A 19,159-nucleotide genomic window follows, 5' to 3' on the forward strand; every position below is an offset into this window, starting at 1 on the left:
TGCGTCACGCACCACCACGGCGGTGCCGGCGATGAGCGCGGCCAGGACGGCCGTCGCGCCGAGGGCGTACGTGGCGTAACGCTCACTGCGTTCCTGGGGTGTCTCACCCAGCTGGAGTTCGGCGGCCGTCGGGGCCTCCGCCTCGCTGAGGCCCTCCCGTGGGTCGGGGGACTTGATCGGCCGGTCGTCGTCCGTGAGGGCGCGGACCGGGTCGACGACGCCCCAGCCGACTCGCTGGTCGTGGCCCGCGAAGGAGCGTTCGGCGGTCTGCTCGATCTGGGCGACGATCTCGGGGCCGGTCCAACGGGGGTGCTTGGCCCTGAGGAGGGCGGCGACCCCGGCGACGTACGGCGCGGAGAAGCTGGTGCCGTTGTCGGAACAGTGCCCGCCCAGGGGAACCGTGGAGACGATGTCGACGCCGGGTGCGGCGACCCCGACGAAGTCGCCGGACTGGGAGAAGGGGGCCCGTTCGTTGTTGCGGTCCGAGGCGGCGACCGCGAGGACGCCCGCGTACGACGCGGGGTAGGTCTTCTTGTCGTCGCCGCCGAGTCCGTCGTTGCCCGCCGACGCCACGACCACGACGTCCTGTTGCAGGGCCCTGTCGATCGCCCGTTTCAGTGACTCGTCGGGCTCGACGGCGTTGGCGGTGTCCTGGGAGATGTTGATGACGTCCGCCTTCTCGGCCACGGCGTGGTCGATCGCCCGGACCAGTGTCTTCGTCGTGCCGCGCCCCTCGGCGTCGTTCTGCTTGATGGGGATGACGGTCGCCTCGGGGGCCAGTCCGACGAACCCCGTGCCCTTCGCGGGGCGGGCCGCGATGATGCCGGCGACCTTGGTGCCGTGGCCGACCGTGTCCGTGGTGCCGTTCGCCTTGCCGCGCTCGACGGGGCGGCCCTTGTCGTCCTTCGCGGGCAGGTAGTTGGCGCCGCTGGAGACGTCGACGGCGTCCTTGAGCTGCTCGTGGTGGATGTCGACGCCGGTGTCGATCACCGCGACCCGTACGTCTCTGCCCTTCGACTGGCTCCACAGTTCGTCGAGGAGGACGCGCTGGAGGGACCAGGGGCGGCCCTCGTACTTCTTGTTGCCGAAGACGCATTCGTCCGGGGAGGCCGCGGCCGCGGGCGTCACCGTCATGGCGCCGCCGAGGGCGAGTGCGGCGGCCGTCGCGGCGGCCACGCGGGCGAGTCGACCGCGGGCATACGAGGAGGGCGGCGCGGGACTTCTTTCCTGTCGCATCAGTCGCATCAAGGGCTTCCCGTCATGATCCCTGCGGCTGGCGCGCGTCCGCCGTCGACAGGCGGGGGCCCGTCGGCAGGAAGACGGACCACTCGGCGGGGATCACGGCCGGGTCCAGGTCTCCGTAGCCGAGGCGGATCTGGGCGAGCTGCACCTCGTTCTGGAGCTGCTCACGCTCCTCCTTGGTGATGCCGATGCCCGCGTCGTCCCCGGCGCCGTCCGCGTTGGACTGAAGCGCGTAGCGCAGACCGGTGTCGGTCACGAGGAAGACGCCGCCGGCCTTGGTCTCCTCGCCCTTGAACTGGCGGTAGAGCTGACCCGAGCCGGGGGTGACGTAGGCGCTGGAGGAGCCGGTGGCCAGTGTCGCGGGGAAGTCGGCGCCCGCCCAAGTGCTCAGGGTGGTGGCGCCGTTCTTCTCGTCGACGTCCCGCAGGACGGCGCAGACGGTGTCACGGTCCCGGCCGGTCTTCGACGCTCCGTTGACGGCGACCGGCTCCAGGGTCGGCCACGCCGTGTCCGCCTCGAACGGCTCGCCGGGAACGATCTGTCCGGCGCCGACTTCGAGTTCCGTTCCCGACTGCCCGACGGGCACCAGGTCCCTGCTCCTCAGGAGCAGTCGGGCGACGAACGTGGAGACGGGCGCGACCCGGTCCGGCAGCACCACGTAGTACTGCTCCTCGTTCCCGTCGTCGGCCTTCAGGACCATGCCGACCTTCTTGTCCTCGTCCTTCAGCAGACCGGGGACGTCCGCCGGGGCACCGGGTCGGCCCTCGACCTTCGGGAACGTGATCGGGTCACCCTGGTGGAGGGTGTCGAGCCACTGCCGGCTCACCCGCTGGGGTGTGCTGGCGGATCCGACGACGATACGCACCAGCAACTCGTCGTCGCCGTCCAGCTCGTACGCGGTGCCGTCGGCGTCCACGACGTAGCGGTTCCCGTCCGGGTCCACCACGTCGAGGAGTTGACCGCCGCGCAGCTTGTCGCGGCCCTCGGTGCGGTGCATGTCGCGGGAGGCGAGGACGAACGCCGCCTTCTGGATGGCCCTGCCGCCCGGTCCCTGCCGTTCGCAGACCGCCCAGCGCTTCTTCGCGCCCGCCTCCTCGGCGGAGGGCAGCCGGTCGGGGGCGTACGGGATGCCGATCGTCACGCCGTGCGGGATGTCGCCCTTGTCGAGGACCGACTCGTCGACGGTGACGACCTCGCCCTTGCCGGTGGCGAGCAGCAGCTTCGCGGAGGCCATGTTGAGCACGGGATGCAGCTGGGTCTTCCTGCCGGTGCCGCTCTCCGTCTGCAGGACGACGTACCGGGTCGTGGACTTGCTGGCGATGATGACCTTCTCGCCGGGCTTATCCCAGTCCTTCGGCGCCGTCGGCTTGAACATCCCCCACGCCCCGAAGGCGGCGACGATGACGGCTCCCACGATGGTGCCGGGCAGGACGGCCCGCAGCGGGCGCGGCGCCCCCTCGTCGGAACCGTCGGGGGATGACTGGAGGAAGGACGCGAGCATACGGCGCTTCGCGAAGGTGTAGGCGTTGAGCTGGTCCCGCCGAGATGCCATGTCTGCGTGAATCTCCCCGTGTCTCGCCCTGATCGGAGGTCGGGGGTCACCGTCCCCCGCCTCCGTTGTCAGACCGGCCCCCTACTATGCCTGGTACGGGGACGGCTCTGCGGAGCGGGTAGGGTACCTGGATCTTCCGAGGGCCTGTGGGCCTGGGAAATCCGGTGAGTTGTGGTCAGAACGGGGGGACGGAGTGAGGGTTTCCGGAGCGCTGACCCGGTCACGTGACCGGTCGCGGACACCAGGTTCACCGACCCCCGCGCCGCACTCCGCGGGCCGGCCGTCCACTCCCGGCGCGGCGCCCGTCCCGACGGGCGGGGTGCATCTGCGGTCCCGGCCGGGGCTGTCGGGGTCGTTCCGGTTGCAACGGATCGTTCTGCTGGAGATCGCCGTCGCGGCCCTGCTCGTCGGCTGGGCCGTGGGTCCACTGGCGCTGATCCCCGCGGCCGTCGTCGCCGTCCTGCTCGTCCTCCTCGCCGTCGTCCGCCGCCGGGGACGCTCACTGCCCGAATGGCTGGCCACGGCACGGGCGTTGAAGGCACGACAGAAGAAGGCGGCGACCTCCGCGATACGTCCGGGGACCGAGCCGGGCCTCGCGCCCGCCGTCGAATGCGACCCGAGCCTGCGGACGTACGCGTACGGCGGCCGGGAGCGCCGACCCGTCGGCATCATCGGGGACGGCACCTTCGTGACGGCCGTCCTCCAGGTCGAGGCGGACGTGACGGCGCTGCGCGCCGAACGGAGCCGGCGGCCACTGCCGTTGGGGCTCGTGCGGGACGCGCTGGAGGTCGACGGCATCCGGCTGGAGGGGGCACAGGTCGTGCTGCACACCCAGCCCGCGCCCGCCATCCACCTGCCCCAGCAGTCGGTGGCCGTCAGCAACTACGCCCCGTTGCAGGCCCGGACGGGCGCCCCCGCGGTCCGTATCACCTGGATCGCCCTGAAGCTCGACCCGGAACTGTGCCCGGAGGCCGTCGCCATGCGCGGGGGCGGGCTCGTGGGCGCCCAGAAGTGCGTCGTACGGGTCGCCGACCATCTGGCCAGCCGGCTGACCGGTGCCGGGTTCCGGGCGACCGTGCTCGACGAGGAGGAACTGATCGCCGCCATCGCGACCTCCGCCTGCGCCAATCCGCTGGTGACGGCGGAGGCCGGGCGTACGGACACTCCGCAGCGGCGGACCGAGGAGTCCGGGCGGAGCTGGCGGTGCGACAACCGGCGGCACACCACCTATTGGGTGCGGCGCTGGCCGCAGCTGGGCGGACAGGGGCCCTCGCTCCCCCGGCTCGTGGGCGCGCTGACGGCCGTGCCCGCACTCGCCACGACCTTCAGTCTGACCCTGGCGCGGGGGGAGCGGCAGGACGTGACGCTCACCGGGCACCTGCGGGTGACCGGACGCAGCGACGACGAACTCGTCGCGGCCCGCCGCGCGTTGGAACACGCCGCCCGCGAGACCGGCACGGGGCTCGCGCGCCTCGACCGCGAGCAACTGCCGGGTGTCCTCGCCACGCTGCCTCTCGGGGGTGCTCGATGACGGTGACGACTGGGGCGGGGGCGCAGCCGCCGGGTCCACAGCCACAGGGGTCCCAGCCCCGGAGCTCCCAGCCGCCGGGCGGGTATCCACCGGGTTCGCCGGGCGCGTACCCGTCGGCCATGGATCCGTCGGGCGCGTACGCGTCGGTCTCGCCGGGCGGTTCGGTGTCGGGCGGTGCCTCGGCCGGGCCGTCGGTCGGGGAACGGGTGCGTGAGCGGGTGCGCTCCGGGCTCGGGCTCATCGGGCCCCGGCACGGGCGGCACGCACTCTCCGCCGAGCAACTCGACACACTGGCGCTGCCCATCGGGGACGACGGGGTCGTCATAGGCGTGGACGCCGAGGGACAGCCCGCCGTGCTGGGCGTCAACCGGCCCACTCCGTACGACGTCGTCCTCATCGGCGGTCTGTGGACGGCCCAGGTCCTCGCCCTGCGTGCGGCGGCGACAGGGGCGCGCGTCGCCGTGGAGACCGGGCGGGCGCAGTTGTGGATGCAGATGGTGCACGCCATGGGCGGCGGCCAGAACGGCATGACCGTGTACGACGTGGGCCGGGTGCCGCCGCAGGGCGCGTCGGCGGGCAACCCGGTGCTGGTGGTGCGTGACTGCGGTATGCGCCCGCCACGCGGCCGAGTGGTATCCGGGCCCTGGCAGTCGGTGCTGACGCTGCTGCCGTATCTCAGCCCGGTCGCCCCGCGGCTCATCCGTCAGGCGCGGCTCGTCGGCGTCCAACGGGTCTCGCCGGACGAGGCAGCCGAGTTGGGGCGCACGATGGCGCTGCCCCGGGCGGACGTGGAGTCCCTGCCGACGCTCGCCGACGGCGTCACACTGTGGTGCGCCGACCGCGACCGGCAGTACGTGATGACCCAGCCGACCGACGCGGAGACAGGGTTGCTGGGCACGCCCCGACGGATGGACTGAGGGTGCGCGCCAGGTCCGGGGCGCGACCTCGTCGCATCCGCCGGGTCCGTGTCATAGGGGTCCTCCCGGTGTGCGTGTCGGGTGTGCGTGTGTGAGGTATCCGTGTCGGTTCCGCGTCAGGTGTCCTCGTCGGGTACGTCTCCGGAGTCCGTCTCTGAGTGTCTCGTTCTGCTTGCTTCGCGGTAATGACCGGATGGGACAGTCCCGTTGAGGGTGCGGGTGTCACCTCCGGGCAGGGTGTGACGGAACGGGCGTGCGCGGAGGGGCGGACGGGCCTGCCGTCGTCACGCTCGTGGTGATTAGGCTGGGACCGGGGGCGCACACCACGACGTTCAGGACGACACGGCTCGAACGACGAGAACGGTCGGCCCCGGTACGACTTTGAGGGTGCTCGACCACACCAGGAGGAATTGTGAACAGCGATCGGGACGGGATGCGCGGGGGCTGGGCCACGCCCGGCGATGACCAGTCCGACGCGGAGTCCGCCATCGAGACGACGGGCGAGTTCACCATCGACTACGCACCGCCTGCCTGGTACACGCAGAACGCCTCGCCGCAAGGGGCCGGTTCGGCCCCGGGGCCGGGGACAGGGACGGGGATGAGCGAGAGTGCCGGTGCGGGTGCCGACACCGGTGCCAGTGCTGGTGCGAGTGCGGGTGCGGGAGGCGCTCCGGCGGCCGGACCCGTGACACCTCCACAGGCACCGCCGGTCGGGCCGCCCGTGAGCATGGCGGGTACGACGTCGGGCGGCGCCTATCCCCCACCGTGGCCCCCGGTGGCCGCCGCGCCCACGCCGGGCCCGGCTCCCGCCCAGGCCCCCACTCCTGTTCCAACTCCCGCACCCGCTCCGGCTGATATCGACAACGGTGATATCGAGAGCGGCGTGACCATGCGGATCTCCGCCACCGCGCTGAAGCGTGACATCGCGCAGGTGGCCGCGCCGGGAGAGGCGGCTGCCGCTGCCCCCGGTGGGGGTGCGGAAGCAGCCGAGGTCCAAACCGAGGCTGAGGCTGAGGGCGTGACGGTCGTCGGCGCTGGTGACCTGGACGGTGACCGTGACGCCGAGGGGACCGCGGAGAGCGGTTCGGGGACCGACGGTTCGGTCGAGGGCGCTGCTCAGGGCCAAGGCCAGGAGGGTGCCACCGCCGGGGTCGGGGCCGATGCCGATGCCGAACCAGCCGATGCGGTGGAGGGCCGGTCCGAGCCGGGTGATGTGAGCGCCGAGGGCTCGACGGATGCCGACACCTCCGCCGAGGACGGCCCGAGCGGTGAGAACGCTGAGGGCACGACGGCCGCCGAGGTGTCCGGCGAAGCCGGGGGCGCGGAGGGCGAGCAGCCCGGTGAGGCCGCCGCCCCGGACGCCGCCGCCGGAGAGGCCGAGCCGGCGAACGCCGCCGCCGCACACGTGCCCAGCTCGGGCGCCGATGAGCCCGCCCACACCACCCCCGTCACCGCGACCGCCGAGGGTACGGCCCCGCAGGACGTTCCGGCGCCGCAGGACGCACCGGCCGCGCCCGCCTCGCCGGACACCTCCGGTGCCGTACCTCAGACTCCTCCCGCGTGGACTCCTCCGCCGGCCCCGCAGGGCGGGCTGCCGCCGCTGCCGCCCGCGTACCAGCCCGCCGCACCTGCCGCGCCCGCACCAGCCGCGCAGTGGCCCGCGTCCGCGCCGTCGGCCCCTGCCGCACAGGCGTTCCCGGAGGCCCCGGACCCCGGGCAGTCGGCGGTCCCGCAGCAGCCGACCCACCCGCAGGCCCCGCAGGGTGCGCCCGCGGCATGGAGCGACGCGGCCGATGCGGCACCGGGTGTGCCTGGTACGCCTGGTACGCCTGGTTCACCGACGGCTCAGGGTGCGCCCGCTGTTCCGGGAACTCCCGGCGCTCCCGGCGCCCAGGGCACCCCCAGCGCCCCCGGCACGCCCGGCACGCCCACGCCCCCGCAGCCCCCGAACGACGTGCCGCCCCCGGCGGGTTACGGCTTCCCGCAACCCCCGGCCCAGCCCAGCCGGCCCGCGCACCCCGCCGCCGGCTACGGCTTCCCGCAGCCCCCGGCCCACCCCGGCGCCCCCGCGCCCTCCGCGCCCCCGCAGGCGCCCGTACCCCAGCAGGGCGGCTACGGCTTCCCCCAGCCGCCAGCACAGCACGACACCCCGAACGCCCCCGGCGCCGCGAGCATGCCCGGTGCTTCCGCGGCCACGCCGACCCCGACCACCCCGCAGCCCCCCGCCCCGCCCGCGGGCTACGGCTTCCCGCACCCCGGCGCGCCCCAGGCTCCAAGCAGCCCCGCCGGTGCTTTTGGCGCACCCCAGGCTCCGGGCGCCCCTGGCGCCCCCCAGGGCGGCTACGGCTTCCCTCAGCCCGGCGCGCCCGCCCAGCCGCCCGCTCCCATCCCCGGCCAGCCCGGCCCGGCAGGCTACGGCTTCCCCCAACCCCCGGCCCAGCCGGGCACCCCGAACACCCCCGGCGCCCCCGGCGTTCCCGGCACTCCGGGCCACCCCGGTCACCCGGCCCAGCCCGGCCAGTTCGGCGATCCCGGCACCCCTGCCCACCCCGGAACCTCTCCCCACCCCGGCACCCCCACCCACCCCGGCGCCCCCGCTCAATCCGCCCCCTCCCACGCCCCCGCCGGCACCCCCACCGCCCCCATCGACCCCCGCACCGGTGCCGCCTGGCCGCAGGCCGTGCAGCATGATCAGCGGCAGCCGACCAACCCCGGTGTGGCGCCGCTCGGTTACACGGCGGCGGTGGAGCTGTCCTCCGACCGGCTGCTCAACAGCAAGAAGCAGAAGGCCAAGAGCAGCCGGCCGGCGTCCGGCGGCGGACGGTTCAAGCTCGGCGGCAAGAAGGAGGAGGCCGAGCGGCAGCGGAAGCTTCAGCTGATCAGGACCCCCGTCCTGTCCTGCTACCGCATCGCGGTCATCAGCCTCAAGGGCGGCGTCGGCAAGACCACGACGACCACCGCCCTCGGCTCCACGCTCGCCAGCGAACGCCAGGACAAGATCCTCGCGATCGACGCCAACCCCGACGCGGGTACGCTCGGCCGCCGCGTCCGCCGCGAGACCGGCGCCACCATCCGCGACCTGGTTCAGGCGATCCCGTACCTCAACTCGTACATGGACATCCGGCGGTTCACCTCCCAGGCCCCCTCGGGTCTGGAGATCATCGCCAACGACGTCGACCCGGCCGTCTCCACCACGTTCAACGACGAGGACTACCGGCGTGCGATCGACGTGCTCGGCAAGCAGTACCCGATCATCCTGACCGACTCGGGGACGGGTCTGCTCTACAGCGCGATGCGCGGCGTGCTGGACCTCGCCGACCAGCTGATCATCATCTCGACGCCGTCCGTGGACGGCGCGAGCAGCGCCAGTACGACGCTGGACTGGCTCTCCGCGCACGGCTACCAGGACCTGGTGGCGCGGTCCATCACGGTCATCTCGGGTGTGCGCGAGACGGGCAAGATGATCAAGGTGGAGGACATCGTCCACCACTTCGAGACGCGCTGCCGTGGCGTCGTGGTCGTGCCGTTCGACGAACACCTCGCGGCGGGCGCGGAGTTGGATCTCGACATGATGCGACCGAAGGTGCGGGAGGCGTACTTCACGCTCGCCGCGATGGTCGCCGAGGACATCGCACGGCACCAGCAGTCGCACGGCCTGTGGACGTCCGACGGCAACCCGCCGCCGGTGGCCGCCCCGCCACTGCCGGGCCAGCCCATCCCGGGTCAGCAGCCGTACCCGCCACAGCAGGGCCAGCCGTACCCCGGCCAGCCCTATCCGGGCCAGGCGCCCCACCCCGGCCAGGCTCCTCAGCCCCACCCCGGCCAGCCCCACCCCGGCCAGCCGCTGTACGGCCACCCGGTGCCGGGCCAGCAGCCGTACCCGCCCCAGCAAGGCCAGACCCCGCCGCCCGCCGCACCCCCGCAGCAGTAACGGGAGCAGGTCAGGAGCAGACCCGGAGCAGCGCAAAGGCCCGTACCGTCCTCGACGGTACGGGCCTCTCCCTATAGGGCTACTCCCCCTCGTACGCCGCGATCAGCTCACGGCACTTCTTCACGTCCTCCGCCATCGCCACGAGCAGCGCCTCCAGCGACTCGAACTTCGCCTGTCCCCGCACGAACGCGAGGAAGTCGACGGCCACATGGAGCCCGTACAGGTCCAGGCCGACGCGGTCGATCGCGTACGCCTCGACCGTGCGCTCGGTGCCGTCGAACTGCGGGTTCGTGCCGACGGAGATCGCGGCCGGCATGGCCTCGCCGTCGACGTGCAGCCAGCCGGCGTAGACGCCGTCGGCGGGGATCGCGGTGTGCGGGAGGGTCTCGACGTTGGCCGTGGGGAAGCCCAGCTCACGGCCGCGCTGGGCGCCGCGTACGACGACACCCTCGACGCGGTGGGGGCGCCCGAGGATCTCGCGTGCGCCCTCGACGTCGCCCTCGGCGATCAGCCGCCGGGTCAGGGTGGAGGAGAAGGGCTCGCCGCCGCCCGCCTCACCGGTGACGTACAGGTCGACGACCTCGACGTCGAAGTCGTACGTCTTGCCCTGCTCGGCGAGGAACAGCACGTCCCCGGCGGCCTTGTGGCCGAAGCGGAAGTTGGGGCCCTCGACGACGGCCTTGGCGTGCAGCTTGTCGACCAGGACCTTGACCACGAAGTCGGCCGGGGACAGCCGGGAGAACTCCGTCGTGAAGGGCAGGACCAGCACCGCGTCCACTCCCAGCTCGGCCATCAGTTCGGCACGGCGGTGGTGCGGGGCGAGCAGCGGCGGGTGCGTGCCGGGGCGCACCACCTCGCTGGGGTGCGGGTCGAAGGTGACGACGACCGAGGGAACACCCAGCTCGCGGGCGCGTTCCACGGCGTGCCGGAGGATGAGCTGGTGCCCGCGGTGCACCCCGTCGTAGGAACCGATGGTGACGACGCTGCGCCCCCAGTCCTCGGGGATGTCCTCCAAGCCACGCCAGCGCTGCACTGTGACCGCTCCTCGTCGAACCTGTGTCCGTGGTTGCCTCTACGCAGGTCTAAGGGTGCCATGCCCGCGGGCATCGGCCCGCATCGGCATCCGGCCTGTGACCGGGAGCACGGTCGAGGCACACCTCTCAGGCGGGCACCCGCACCCCCCGTTCGCCCGCCAGGTTCTCGATCATCCGGCGGGTGCTCGGCCCCACCACCGCGGCCCATTCCTGCGGTGTGCCGCTGAGCCAGCCCGCCACCAGCTCCGCGAAGCCGGGGATGTGACGGGCGAGGTCGACGAGCGCCCAGTCCAAACGGGTCGCCCCTTCGGGCGTACGGACGAGGAGCCTGCCGACCCGGTGCACCAGCTCCCTGGTGTCCGCGGTGTGCGTCTCGGTGCCGCGGCCGGTGGGGACGCGGGAGGCGGCCACGGCCCGCAGCAGCGCGTCCAGGACGGACGGGTCACGCTCGGTCGCCATCAGCAGGTCGAGGAACTCACGACGCAGCGGCCCGGAGGCGGCGGTGCCCGGCTCGGCGAACACGGCCGCGAGGGCCGCCCGCACCTGGACGGGCCCGTCCACGATGAGCCCGCTGATCAGGGGGAACAGTACGGCGCGGGTCCCCGGGCCCTGCTCCAGCCGCCGCTCGACGTACGCGGCGGCATGCCCGGCCGTCTCCGGGCGCAGCTCCACGATCTCCCGTACGAGGCCGCTGACGCGCCGGGCGAGCGCGGGAGTGGTGATCTCGGCGAGGGTGCGCAGGGCCCCGCCGTCGGCGCCGGGTGCCCGCAGCCGGGTGCGGAAGGCGTCGAGCACGGGGTCGGGGTGGCTGGGCAGGGCGGCGACCAGCGCACTGGCGGGCAGTTGCGGGTCGCCCGCCGCGAACCGCTCCAGCGCCTGCGGGAGGTATCGGGCCCGGGTCCCCGGGTCGCGGACGAGCAGCGCGAGCGCTCCGCCGTGCAGGGTGAGGTCGGCGGGGCGGGCGAGCAGGGTGAGGGCGATGTGGCGGAGCAGTGCGCGGTCGGCGTCCGTGCGGGTGTGGGGCGCCGTCCGCAGTGCGTACGCCAGGGCCGCCACCCGGCGCGCCGGTCGCTCGTCGTGCGCCCACCGGTCCACGGCCCGGCACACGGCCGACGGCTCCTCCTCGGCGAGTACGGCGAGCAACTCGTCCGCGCGCCGGTGCGCGCTGTCGACGAGCGCCTCCGTCAGGTCGTCGAGGGCGCTGCGCCGGTGGGTGTGCAGCAGTGCCTGCGCGGCTGTGGCCACGGTCGCGTCGGGCGTGGCGACCAGCGGGGTGTCGTCGTGGAACCAGCGGGTCAGATGCCGGAGTACGCCGTTCGGGTCGGCGGCGAGGAGGCGGGAGACCGCGTCCAGGTAGCGCGGGCCCTCGCCGGTGGCCGGGTCGGCGACGACGAGGCGTCGCAGCAGGTCGAACCGTTCCGGCTCGGGCAGCGGCAGCGCTTCCCAGAAACGGGGCCCGAACTCCTCGGGTACGCACCGGCCCTGGGTCCGCCAGGCCCCGATCCGCTCGGCGAGGAACCGCAGGACCCTGGTGTACGGCGTCGCGTCGGGCACGCTCAGCAGGACGTCGGCGAGGAGATGGGTGGCCCACCAGGTCGGGTCGTCGGGTGCCGTACGTCCCGGCGGCAGCAGCGCGTCCAGGGCGTCGAGCAACTCCTCCAGCCGCCCGGCGAGTTCGGTCGGCCCCTGCTGACGGCCGAGCAGCAGCAGGGCGTGGACGACGGGGCCGATGCGGTGGCGGGGCACCGGGAGATTGCGGGTGGCCCGGCGTGCCTGGCGCCGGACGCGGGCCTCGGACGGCATGGTGCCCCAGCCGCGGCGGGCCTCGGCCTGCGCGATCCAGCCCCGGTGCACCAGCGCGTGCAGGGCGGCGTCGAGGTCCAGGTGGGCGCCCTGGATCCAGTCGGCCAGCTCTTCGTGCGCGAAACGGTAGCCCTCGCCCGCCGGGACGAGCAGCCCCTCCGTGAGCACGGCCGACGCCCAGCCGGTGGTACCGCCGAGCCGCTCTCCCGGCACCGGGCCCCAGGGGAACACCGCCTCGAAGGCCGCCCGGTCCAGCTCGCCCTGCCCGGGGCCGAGACACCGCCGCGCCGCCTCGTGCACCTGCCCGGAGACCTGCGCCGCGAGCCGCCGTACGGCCGTCCCCCGCATCCCGTTCGCCGCGGCGAGCCGTACGGCGATCCGGAGGCACATGAGGTCGAGATAGGCGCCGAGCACCTCGTGCCGGTCAGGCACCGGCGCACGCCCCGACTGCTCGTCGTCCCGGCCCGGCACCCACGCCCGCCCCGGCTCCTCCGCGCCCCCGCCGCCTCCACACACGCCAGCGCCAGCGCCCGTGCCCGCGCCCGCCGGGGCACCCGCGCGTCCCGACGAGCCCGCGCCCTCCGACACACCCCCGCTCGCGCCCGCAGGCCCATCCGTGCCGGGCGGTCCGGCCGGGACGCCATCCCCGCCGTGCCGCCCGGCGCCCCGCTCCGGCAGCGCCGCCCGGACCTCCGACAGGAGCCGCAGGGTGAGCGGGTGCCGGGCATCGGCCCCCGCGAGCGCCCCTTCCGGGATCCCGTACCGCAGCCGCGCCCGCCGCGCCTCACCCTCGGTCAGCTCACCCAGCCGTACGCACGGCGGCAGCGAGCTCCCCTCGCCCTCGGGTCCTCCTCCGTGCAGCGCCTCCGGCGGGAACCGCGCCCCCGCCTGCTCCCAGTACTCGGCCCGGCACGCCACCACGAGCCGCGCCCCGTTCGCCCGCAGCCAGGCGACCGTGCCCTCGGTCCACTCCGCCAGCCGGTGCGCGAGGGCGGGCGGCATCTCCTCAGGGCCGTCGAGCAGCAGCAACAACCGCCGCCCCTCCTCCGACGCGAGCCGGGCGAGCCGCTCCGGCCGGATGTCCCCCAACGCACCGTCGTACCGCCCGCCCGCCACCGGCTGCTCGCCCCCGCAGCCGAACGGGTCGCCCACGGCACCGAACGGACCGACCGGCGCGGTGGAAGCGCCCATACCCGCGGACGCGGTGGGCGGCGCGACGGAGACGGTGGGCACGGCGGAGACGGTGGCCGTGGCGGACCCGGTGGACGCGGGGGACCCCGTGGACGCGGCCACGATCCGCCCCGCCCGTTCCAGTGACCGTCGTGCCGCGTCGGCCACCGACCCGTCGTCGGCGAGGAGGTCGGCGCCCCGGAGCCACAGCGTGGGGGTGGGCTCGGCCCCACGGGCGCGTCGGGCGGCGAGGGCCGCGAGTGCTGCCGTACGGCCGCTGCCGGGCGCCCCGACGAGCCCGAGGACCGTAGCGGGTCCGTTGGTGAAGTCGGCGAACTCCCGCACGCATGCGGCGCGTTCGACGGGTTCCGCGGTGACCGCCGCGAGGGGCCCGGCCGGCGGTCGGGGCCCGTCGGACCCCACCGTGGTGGCCGTCAGCTCCAGGACCCCGGCGAGGTTCAGATCGGTCCCGTAGGCCGGGACGGTCGCCGCGTTGCGCTCGAGGAGGTCGGCCAGCGGCGGTACGGCCCGCCATCCGCGCAGGGGCACGGCGAAGCCGGTGGACCGGTGGGGTGCCTCCAGTGCGGTGCCGAGGACTCCCACCACGGTCCCGGTGGTCATGTCGAGGACGGGCCCGCCGGCCGCTCCCCCGCCGAGCCGCAGCGCCTCGCTGCCCGCCGTCCCGATCGCCAACTCCAGGGCACCGGGGAGGAGATGGAAGCCGTCCGGCGCGGTGTAGGTGACGTCCGCCGTCCCCAGCACACGGGCCTCGCGCCAGCCGCCGGCGGCGATGCGGACATAGGCGCCGACCTCGACCTCGTGGCGCAGCGCGAAGGGCAGCGGATCGACGCAGAGCCCCTCGGTGCGGATCAGCGCGAGATCGAGGGCGGGCAGCGGGGTCACCGCGTCGGAGGTGACCACGCAGGTGCTGTCCCCGGTGGTGCGCAGCACGATCCGGGCCAGCCCGTCCACCGCCTCGTGGCTGGTGACCACCGTGCCGTGGTGATCGGCCACGAAGCCCGTGCCGCGCGGCCGTCCCGCAGGATCGGCGACCCGCACCAGGACCTCGTCCCGCGCGGCCCAGCCGTCGCCCGTCGCCCGACGGCCCCGTACCGCCATTCCTGACCTCCCCGTCGTACCTCTGTTCCGACGGTAGGCAAGCGAAGATCAGCAGGACAGACCGCTCCGCGAACGCGCCCCCTTCCGCTCCCTCGGTTCACTCCGAGCGCCCGCACGAAGGGGTGAATAGAGGTGGGCGGGTGGATACACCTCTGGGTGGGGGAACCGAGGGGGGACCGTGGAGCGGCGGGAACAGCACACCCCGTGACCGTCGCTCCACGCTCGCTCCACCGGACCCCACCGTTCCCGGGCCCGCACCGCACCGCACCGCACCGCACCCAAGAGCCTGCGGACTCTGCGACCCTCAGCCGAAGACGGCCAGGCTCTTGGCCTTGCCCTTCAGGTTTTCCACCAGGGCCAGGAAGCGGCCGTCGGCGTCGAAGACCGCGACGGCCCCGGCGCCCGCGTACTCCTCGGGCATCTCCAGGCGCACGCCGTTGAGCAGGAGCCGGGCCCGCTTGGTGTCCACGTCCCAGCGGGGGAACGCGGCGGCGGCCGCCTCGGCGATCGGCATCACGGTCAGCTCCTCCTGGAGCTGGTCGAGAGTCCGGGCCGAGTCCAGCTTGTACGGCCCGACCCGGGTCCGGCGCAGGGCGGTGAGGTGGCCGCCGACACCGAGGTCGGCGCCCAGGTCACGGGCGAGGGCCCTGATGTACGTCCCGGAGGAGCACACCACCGACACCACCAGGTCGAGGACGGGGGTGCCGTCCTCGGCGACCGCGTCACGGATGTCGTACACGGCGAAGGAGGAGACGGTGACGGGGCGGGCGGGGATGTCGAAGTCCTCGCCGTCCCTGGCGCGCTTGTACGAGCGCACCCCGTTGATCTTGATGGCGCTGACCTTGGACGGCACCTGCATGATGTCGCCGGTCAGTTTGGCGACCCCGGCGTCGATGGCGTCGCGGGTGACCTTCGACGCGTCGACCGACGCCGTGATCTCGCCCTCGGCGTCGTCGGTGACGGTGGTCTGCCCGAGCCGGATGGTGCCCAGGTACTCCTTCTCGGTGAGCGCGAGATGGCCGAGGAGCTTGGTGGCCTTCTCGACACCGAGGACGAGCACACCGGTGGCCATGGGGTCCAGGGTGCCCGCGTGCCCGACCCGGCGGGTCCGTGCGATGCCGCGCATCTTGGCGACGACGTCGTGCGAAGTGAAGCCCGACGGCTTGTCGACGATGACAAGTCCGTCGGGCGTGGTGGTCTTCTGGCGCTGCTGGGTCATTCGGCGGCGTCGTCCTCGTCGTCGCCCGGCTTCTTGTACGGGTCGGCGTCACCGGCGTACTTCGCCCCCGAGGCGCTCTCGCGCACCTTGGCGTCCGAGGTCCGCGCCTTGTCGAGGAGATCCTCGATGGTGCGGGCGGTGTCCGGGAGGGCGTCGGCCACGAAGGTGAGGGTCGGCGTGAACTTCACGCCCGCGGCCCGGCCGACCTCGGAACGGAGGATGCCCTTGGCGCTCTCCAGTCCGGCGGCGGCCGCCGCCCGCTCCTCGTCGTCCCCGTACACCGTGTAGAAGACGGTCGCCTCCCGCAGATCCCCGGTGACCCGGGTGTCCGTGATGGTGACGTGTGAGCCGAGCCGCGGGTCCTTGATCCCGCGCAGCAGCTTCTGGGCCACCACCTCTCGGATGAGGTCCGCCAGCCTCTTGGCGCGCGCGTTGTCGGCCACTGGTCCGTCTCCTAGCTCGTTCTGCGTTACCGCTGTTTCTTGAATTGTCCCTGCGATGTGGCTCCGCGACCGGTCTAGTCGTCGTCGCCGTGCAGCCGCCGTCTGACCGAGAGCAGTTCCACCTCGGGACGACCGGCGACCAGCCGCTCGCACCGGTCCAGCACGTCGGTCAGGTGCCCCGTGTCACCGGAGACGACCGCCAGCCCGATGACGGCCCGGCGGTGCAGATCCATATGGTCGACCTCCGCCACGCTCACCGCGAACTTCCGCTGGAGCTCGGCCACGATCGGGCGGACGACGGAGCGCTTCTCCTTCAGCGACCGTACGTCGCCGAGCAGGAGGTCGAAGGACAGAGTCCCCACGTACATGTGTGTAGCCGGTTGACCCGCCGGGCCGGGGTAGATGGCCTGCGCCGTGTCCGGGCAGGAACATCTGAACCGTACCCCGAACCAGCGGTGCGGCTCGACGGGATATCGGGCGCCCCGTGGGTCGGGGGTACGGGTTCGTTGGCGGGTGCGGGTGAGTGGGGGTTGTTCGGGGGCGGCAGCCCCCGGAAAACGGCCACACCGGCCGGCGGTGCCCACGCACCCCCGGCCGGCATGAACCTCGGGCTTACGCCCTCGGCTTCTCCCGCATCTCGTACGTCGCGATGACGTCGTCCACCTTGATGTCGTTGAAGTTTCCGAGGTTGATACCACCCTCGAAGCCCTCGCGGATCTCGGTGACGTCGTCCTTGAAGCGACGCAGACCCTCGATGTTGAGGTTCTCCGCGACGACCTTGCCGTCGCGGATGAGGCGGGCCTTGGTGTTCCGCTTGACCTCGCCGGAGCGGATGAGAACACCCGCGATGTTGCCCAGCTTGGACGACTTGAAGACCTCGCGGATCTCCGCCGTACCGAGCTCGACCTCTTCGTACTCCGGCTTGAGCATGCCCTTGAGGGCCGCCTCGATCTCCTCGATCGCCTGGTAGATGACCGAGTAGTAGCGGACGTCCACACCCTCGCGCTCGGCCATCTGCTGCGCACGCCCGGCGGCGCGCACGTTGAAGCCGATCACGATGGCGTCGGAGCCCATCGCCAGGTCGATGTCGGACTCCGTGACCGCACCGACGCCGCGGTGCAGGACGCGGATGTCGACCTCTTCGCCGACGTCCAGCTGGAGCAGGGAGGACTCCAGGGCCTCGACGGAACCAGAAGCGTCACCCTTGATGATGAGGTTGAGCTGCTGGACCTCGCCGGCCTTGAGCACCTTGTCCAGGTCCTCGAGCGAGACGCGGCGCGTGCGCTTGGCGAACGCGGCGTTGCGCTCACGGGCGGCGCGCTTCTCGGCGATCTGACGGGCCGTACGGTCCTCGTCCACGACGATGAAGTTGTCGCCCGCACCCGGGACGTTGGTGAGACCCAGGACCTGCACCGGCGTCGACGGGCCGGCCTCGGCCACGTTGTTGCCGTTGTCGTCGAGCATCGCCCGGACTCGGCCGTACGCGTCGCCGACCACCATCGTGTCGCCGACCCGCAGCGTGCCTCGCTGGACGAGGACCGTCGCCACGGCACCGCGGCCGCGGTCGAGGCGGGACTCGATCGAGATGCCCTGCGCGTCCTGCTTCGGGTTGGCCCGCAGGTCGAGCGAGGCGTCGGCGGTCAGGATGACCGCTTCCAGCAGCGAGTCGATGTGCAGACCCTGCTTGGCGGAGATGTCGACGAACATGGTGTCGCCGCCGTACTCCTCGGCCACCAGGCCGTACTCGGTCAGCTGACCGCGCACCTTGGTCGGGTCCGCGCCCTCGACGTCGATCTTGTTGACCGCGACGACGATCGGGACGTCGGCCGCCTTGGCGTGGTTGAGCGCCTCGACCGTCTGCGGCATGACGCCGTCGTTGGCCGCGACGACCAGGATCGCGATGTCGGTCGACTTGGCACCACGGGCACGCATGGCGGTGAACGCCTCGTGACCCGGGGTGTCGATGAAGGTGATCTTGCGATCCTCTTCGTTGACCTCGGTCGTGACCTGGTAGGCACCGATGTGCTGGGTGATGCCGCCGGCCTCGCCCGCGATGACGTTCGTCTTGCGGATGGCGTCGAGCAGTCGGGTCTTACCGTGGTCGACGTGACCCATGACGGTGACGACCGGCGGGCGGACGACCAGGTCGTCCTCGTCGCCCTCGTCCTCGCCGAACTCCAGGTCGAAGGACTCGAGCAGCTCGCGGTCCTCCTCCTCCGGGCTGACGATCTGAACCGTGTAGTTCATCTCGTCGGCGAGGAGCTGGAGCGTCTCGTCGGAGACGGACTGGGTCGCGGTGACCATCTCGCCGAGGTTCATCATGACCGCGACGAGCGACGCCGGGTTGGCGTTGATCTTCTCCGCGAAGTCGGTGAGCGACGCACCGCGCGACAGGCGAATGGACTCGCCGTTGCCGCGAGGCAGCATCACGCCGCCGACCGACGGGGCCTGCATGGCCTCGTACTCCTGGCGCCTCTGCCGCTTCGACTTGCGGCCACGACGGGCCGGACCGCCGGGACGGCCGAAGGCGCCCTGCGTGCCACCACGGGCACCCGGACCACCGGGACGACCGCCGAAGCCGGGACGACCGCCGCCGCCCGCACCCGGACCACCGGGACGACCGGCGAAGCCGCCGCCACCACCGGGAGCACCGGGACGACCGGCGAAACCGCCACCGCCGCCACCGGGACGACCGGCGAAGCCGCCGCCCCCCGGACGACCGCCGCCACCACCGGGACGACCGCCGCCACCGGGGCCACGACCGCCGGGACCGCCACCACCGGGACGCGGGCCGGCAGCGGGACGCTGCGGCATCATGCCGGGGTTGGGACGCGGGCCGCCGGGGCCGCCGCCGGGACGGGGACCGCCCTGCGGACGGGGCATGCCACCGGGCGTCGGACGGGGACCGCCCGGAGCCTGGGGACGCGGACCGCCACCGGCCGCACCCTGCGGACGGGGGGCCTGGCCGGGAGCCTGCGGACGCGGGCCGGGGGCACCGGGGCCACCGGGACGCGGCGCACCGCCGGGACGGGGCGCCTGCGGGCGGCCCATGCCGGTGGAGCCACCGGAGGTGAAGGGGTTGTTACCGGGACGCGGACCAGCCGGACGGGCGCCGCCGGGCTTGGGCGCACCGGCACCGCCGGGACGCTGACCGCCGGGGCGGGGCGCCTGGCGCTCCTGGCCGGGGCCGGACGGACG

11 protein-coding genes and 1 pseudogene are annotated in these 19,159 nt (G+C 73.5%); 4 read left to right on the forward strand and 8 right to left on the reverse strand.

All coding sequences use genetic code 11. The annotated features are described in order from the left end of the window. Both mycP and eccB read right to left on the reverse strand, forming a co-directional pair. Positions 1-1,236: type VII secretion-associated serine protease mycosin (gene mycP / locus M8J73_RS41845; RefSeq protein ID WP_372504103.1), on the reverse strand; the 1,236-nt coding region annotated here is incomplete at its 3' end. A 22-nt stretch (positions 1,237-1,258) separates the two neighbouring features. Beyond that, complete coding sequence (gene eccB, locus M8J73_RS41850; protein ID WP_055537235.1) at positions 1,259-2,794, reverse strand: type VII secretion protein EccB; 1,536 nt, start codon at positions 2,792-2,794, stop codon at positions 1,259-1,261. Positions 2,795-3,155: 361 nt separating this feature from the next. Between eccB and eccE the strand changes: the two genes are divergently transcribed. From eccE to M8J73_RS41865, 4 genes and pseudogenes are all read left to right on the forward strand, one after another. Then, positions 3,156-4,325: a type VII secretion protein EccE gene (eccE, locus tag M8J73_RS41855; protein WP_079054677.1), complete on the forward strand. Its 1,170-nt coding sequence runs from the start codon at positions 3,156-3,158 to the stop codon at positions 4,323-4,325. Between the two features lie 119 nt (positions 4,326-4,444). Continuing rightward, complete coding sequence (locus tag M8J73_RS41860) at positions 4,445-5,242, forward strand: hypothetical protein (RefSeq protein WP_249829811.1); 798 nt, start codon at positions 4,445-4,447, stop codon at positions 5,240-5,242. A 412-nt stretch (positions 5,243-5,654) separates the two neighbouring features. Then, positions 5,655-5,783: pseudogene (locus tag M8J73_RS45850) on the forward strand (SCO5717 family growth-regulating ATPase); the annotation flags it as partial. 348 nt (positions 5,784-6,131) lie between these two features. After that, positions 6,132-9,173 (forward strand): MinD/ParA family ATP-binding protein, encoded by a 3,042-nt coding sequence (locus tag M8J73_RS41865; protein ID WP_283947519.1) that lies wholly within the window; start codon positions 6,132-6,134, stop codon positions 9,171-9,173. Positions 9,174-9,252: 79 nt separating this feature from the next. Here M8J73_RS41865 and M8J73_RS41870 read toward each other — a convergent pair whose 3' ends face one another. The 6 genes from M8J73_RS41870 to infB all read right to left on the reverse strand — a co-directional run. Then, positions 9,253-10,206 (reverse strand): bifunctional riboflavin kinase/FAD synthetase, encoded by a 954-nt coding sequence (locus tag M8J73_RS41870; protein ID WP_079055317.1) that lies wholly within the window; start codon positions 10,204-10,206, stop codon positions 9,253-9,255. 127 nt (positions 10,207-10,333) lie between these two features. Continuing rightward, positions 10,334-14,299 (reverse strand): trypsin-like peptidase domain-containing protein, encoded by a 3,966-nt coding sequence (locus M8J73_RS41875; RefSeq protein ID WP_249829813.1) that lies wholly within the window; start codon positions 14,297-14,299, stop codon positions 10,334-10,336. Positions 14,300-14,603: 304 nt separating this feature from the next. Then, complete coding sequence (truB, locus tag M8J73_RS41880) at positions 14,604-15,518, reverse strand: tRNA pseudouridine(55) synthase TruB (protein WP_055543212.1); 915 nt, start codon at positions 15,516-15,518, stop codon at positions 14,604-14,606. Then, complete coding sequence (gene rbfA, locus M8J73_RS41885) at positions 15,515-15,961, reverse strand: 30S ribosome-binding factor RbfA (protein ID WP_055543213.1); 447 nt, start codon at positions 15,959-15,961, stop codon at positions 15,515-15,517. The genes truB and rbfA overlap by 4 nt, the downstream gene beginning before the upstream one ends. Before the next feature lie 74 nt (positions 15,962-16,035). Beyond that, complete coding sequence (locus M8J73_RS41890) at positions 16,036-16,329, reverse strand: DUF503 domain-containing protein (protein WP_055543214.1); 294 nt, start codon at positions 16,327-16,329, stop codon at positions 16,036-16,038. A gap of 244 nt (positions 16,330-16,573) precedes the next feature. Beyond that, on the reverse strand, positions 16,574-19,159 hold a 2,586-nt coding region (gene infB / locus M8J73_RS41895; protein ID WP_249829814.1), incomplete at its 5' end, for a translation initiation factor IF-2.

Source organism: Streptomyces neyagawaensis (assembly GCF_023516595.1).
Lineage (GTDB): Bacteria > Actinomycetota > Actinomycetes > Streptomycetales > Streptomycetaceae > Streptomyces > Streptomyces neyagawaensis.

Excerpts from the sequence above, each read along its gene's own strand:
- eccB (WP_055537235.1), bottom strand. The coding sequence starts at position 2,794 with ATGGCATCTCGGCGGGACCAGCTCAACGCCTACACCTTCGCGAAGCGC.
- M8J73_RS41860 (WP_249829811.1), top strand. The coding sequence starts at position 4,445 with ATGGATCCGTCGGGCGCGTACGCGTCGGTCTCGCCGGGCGGTTCGGTG.
- M8J73_RS41865 (WP_283947519.1), top strand. The coding sequence starts at position 6,132 with ATGCGGATCTCCGCCACCGCGCTGAAGCGTGACATCGCGCAGGTGGCC.
- M8J73_RS41875 (WP_249829813.1), bottom strand. The coding sequence starts at position 14,299 with ATGGCGGTACGGGGCCGTCGGGCGACGGGCGACGGCTGGGCCGCGCGG.
- truB (WP_055543212.1), bottom strand. The coding sequence starts at position 15,518 with ATGACCCAGCAGCGCCAGAAGACCACCACGCCCGACGGACTTGTCATC.
- M8J73_RS41890 (WP_055543214.1), bottom strand. The coding sequence starts at position 16,329 with ATGTACGTGGGGACTCTGTCCTTCGACCTCCTGCTCGGCGACGTACGG.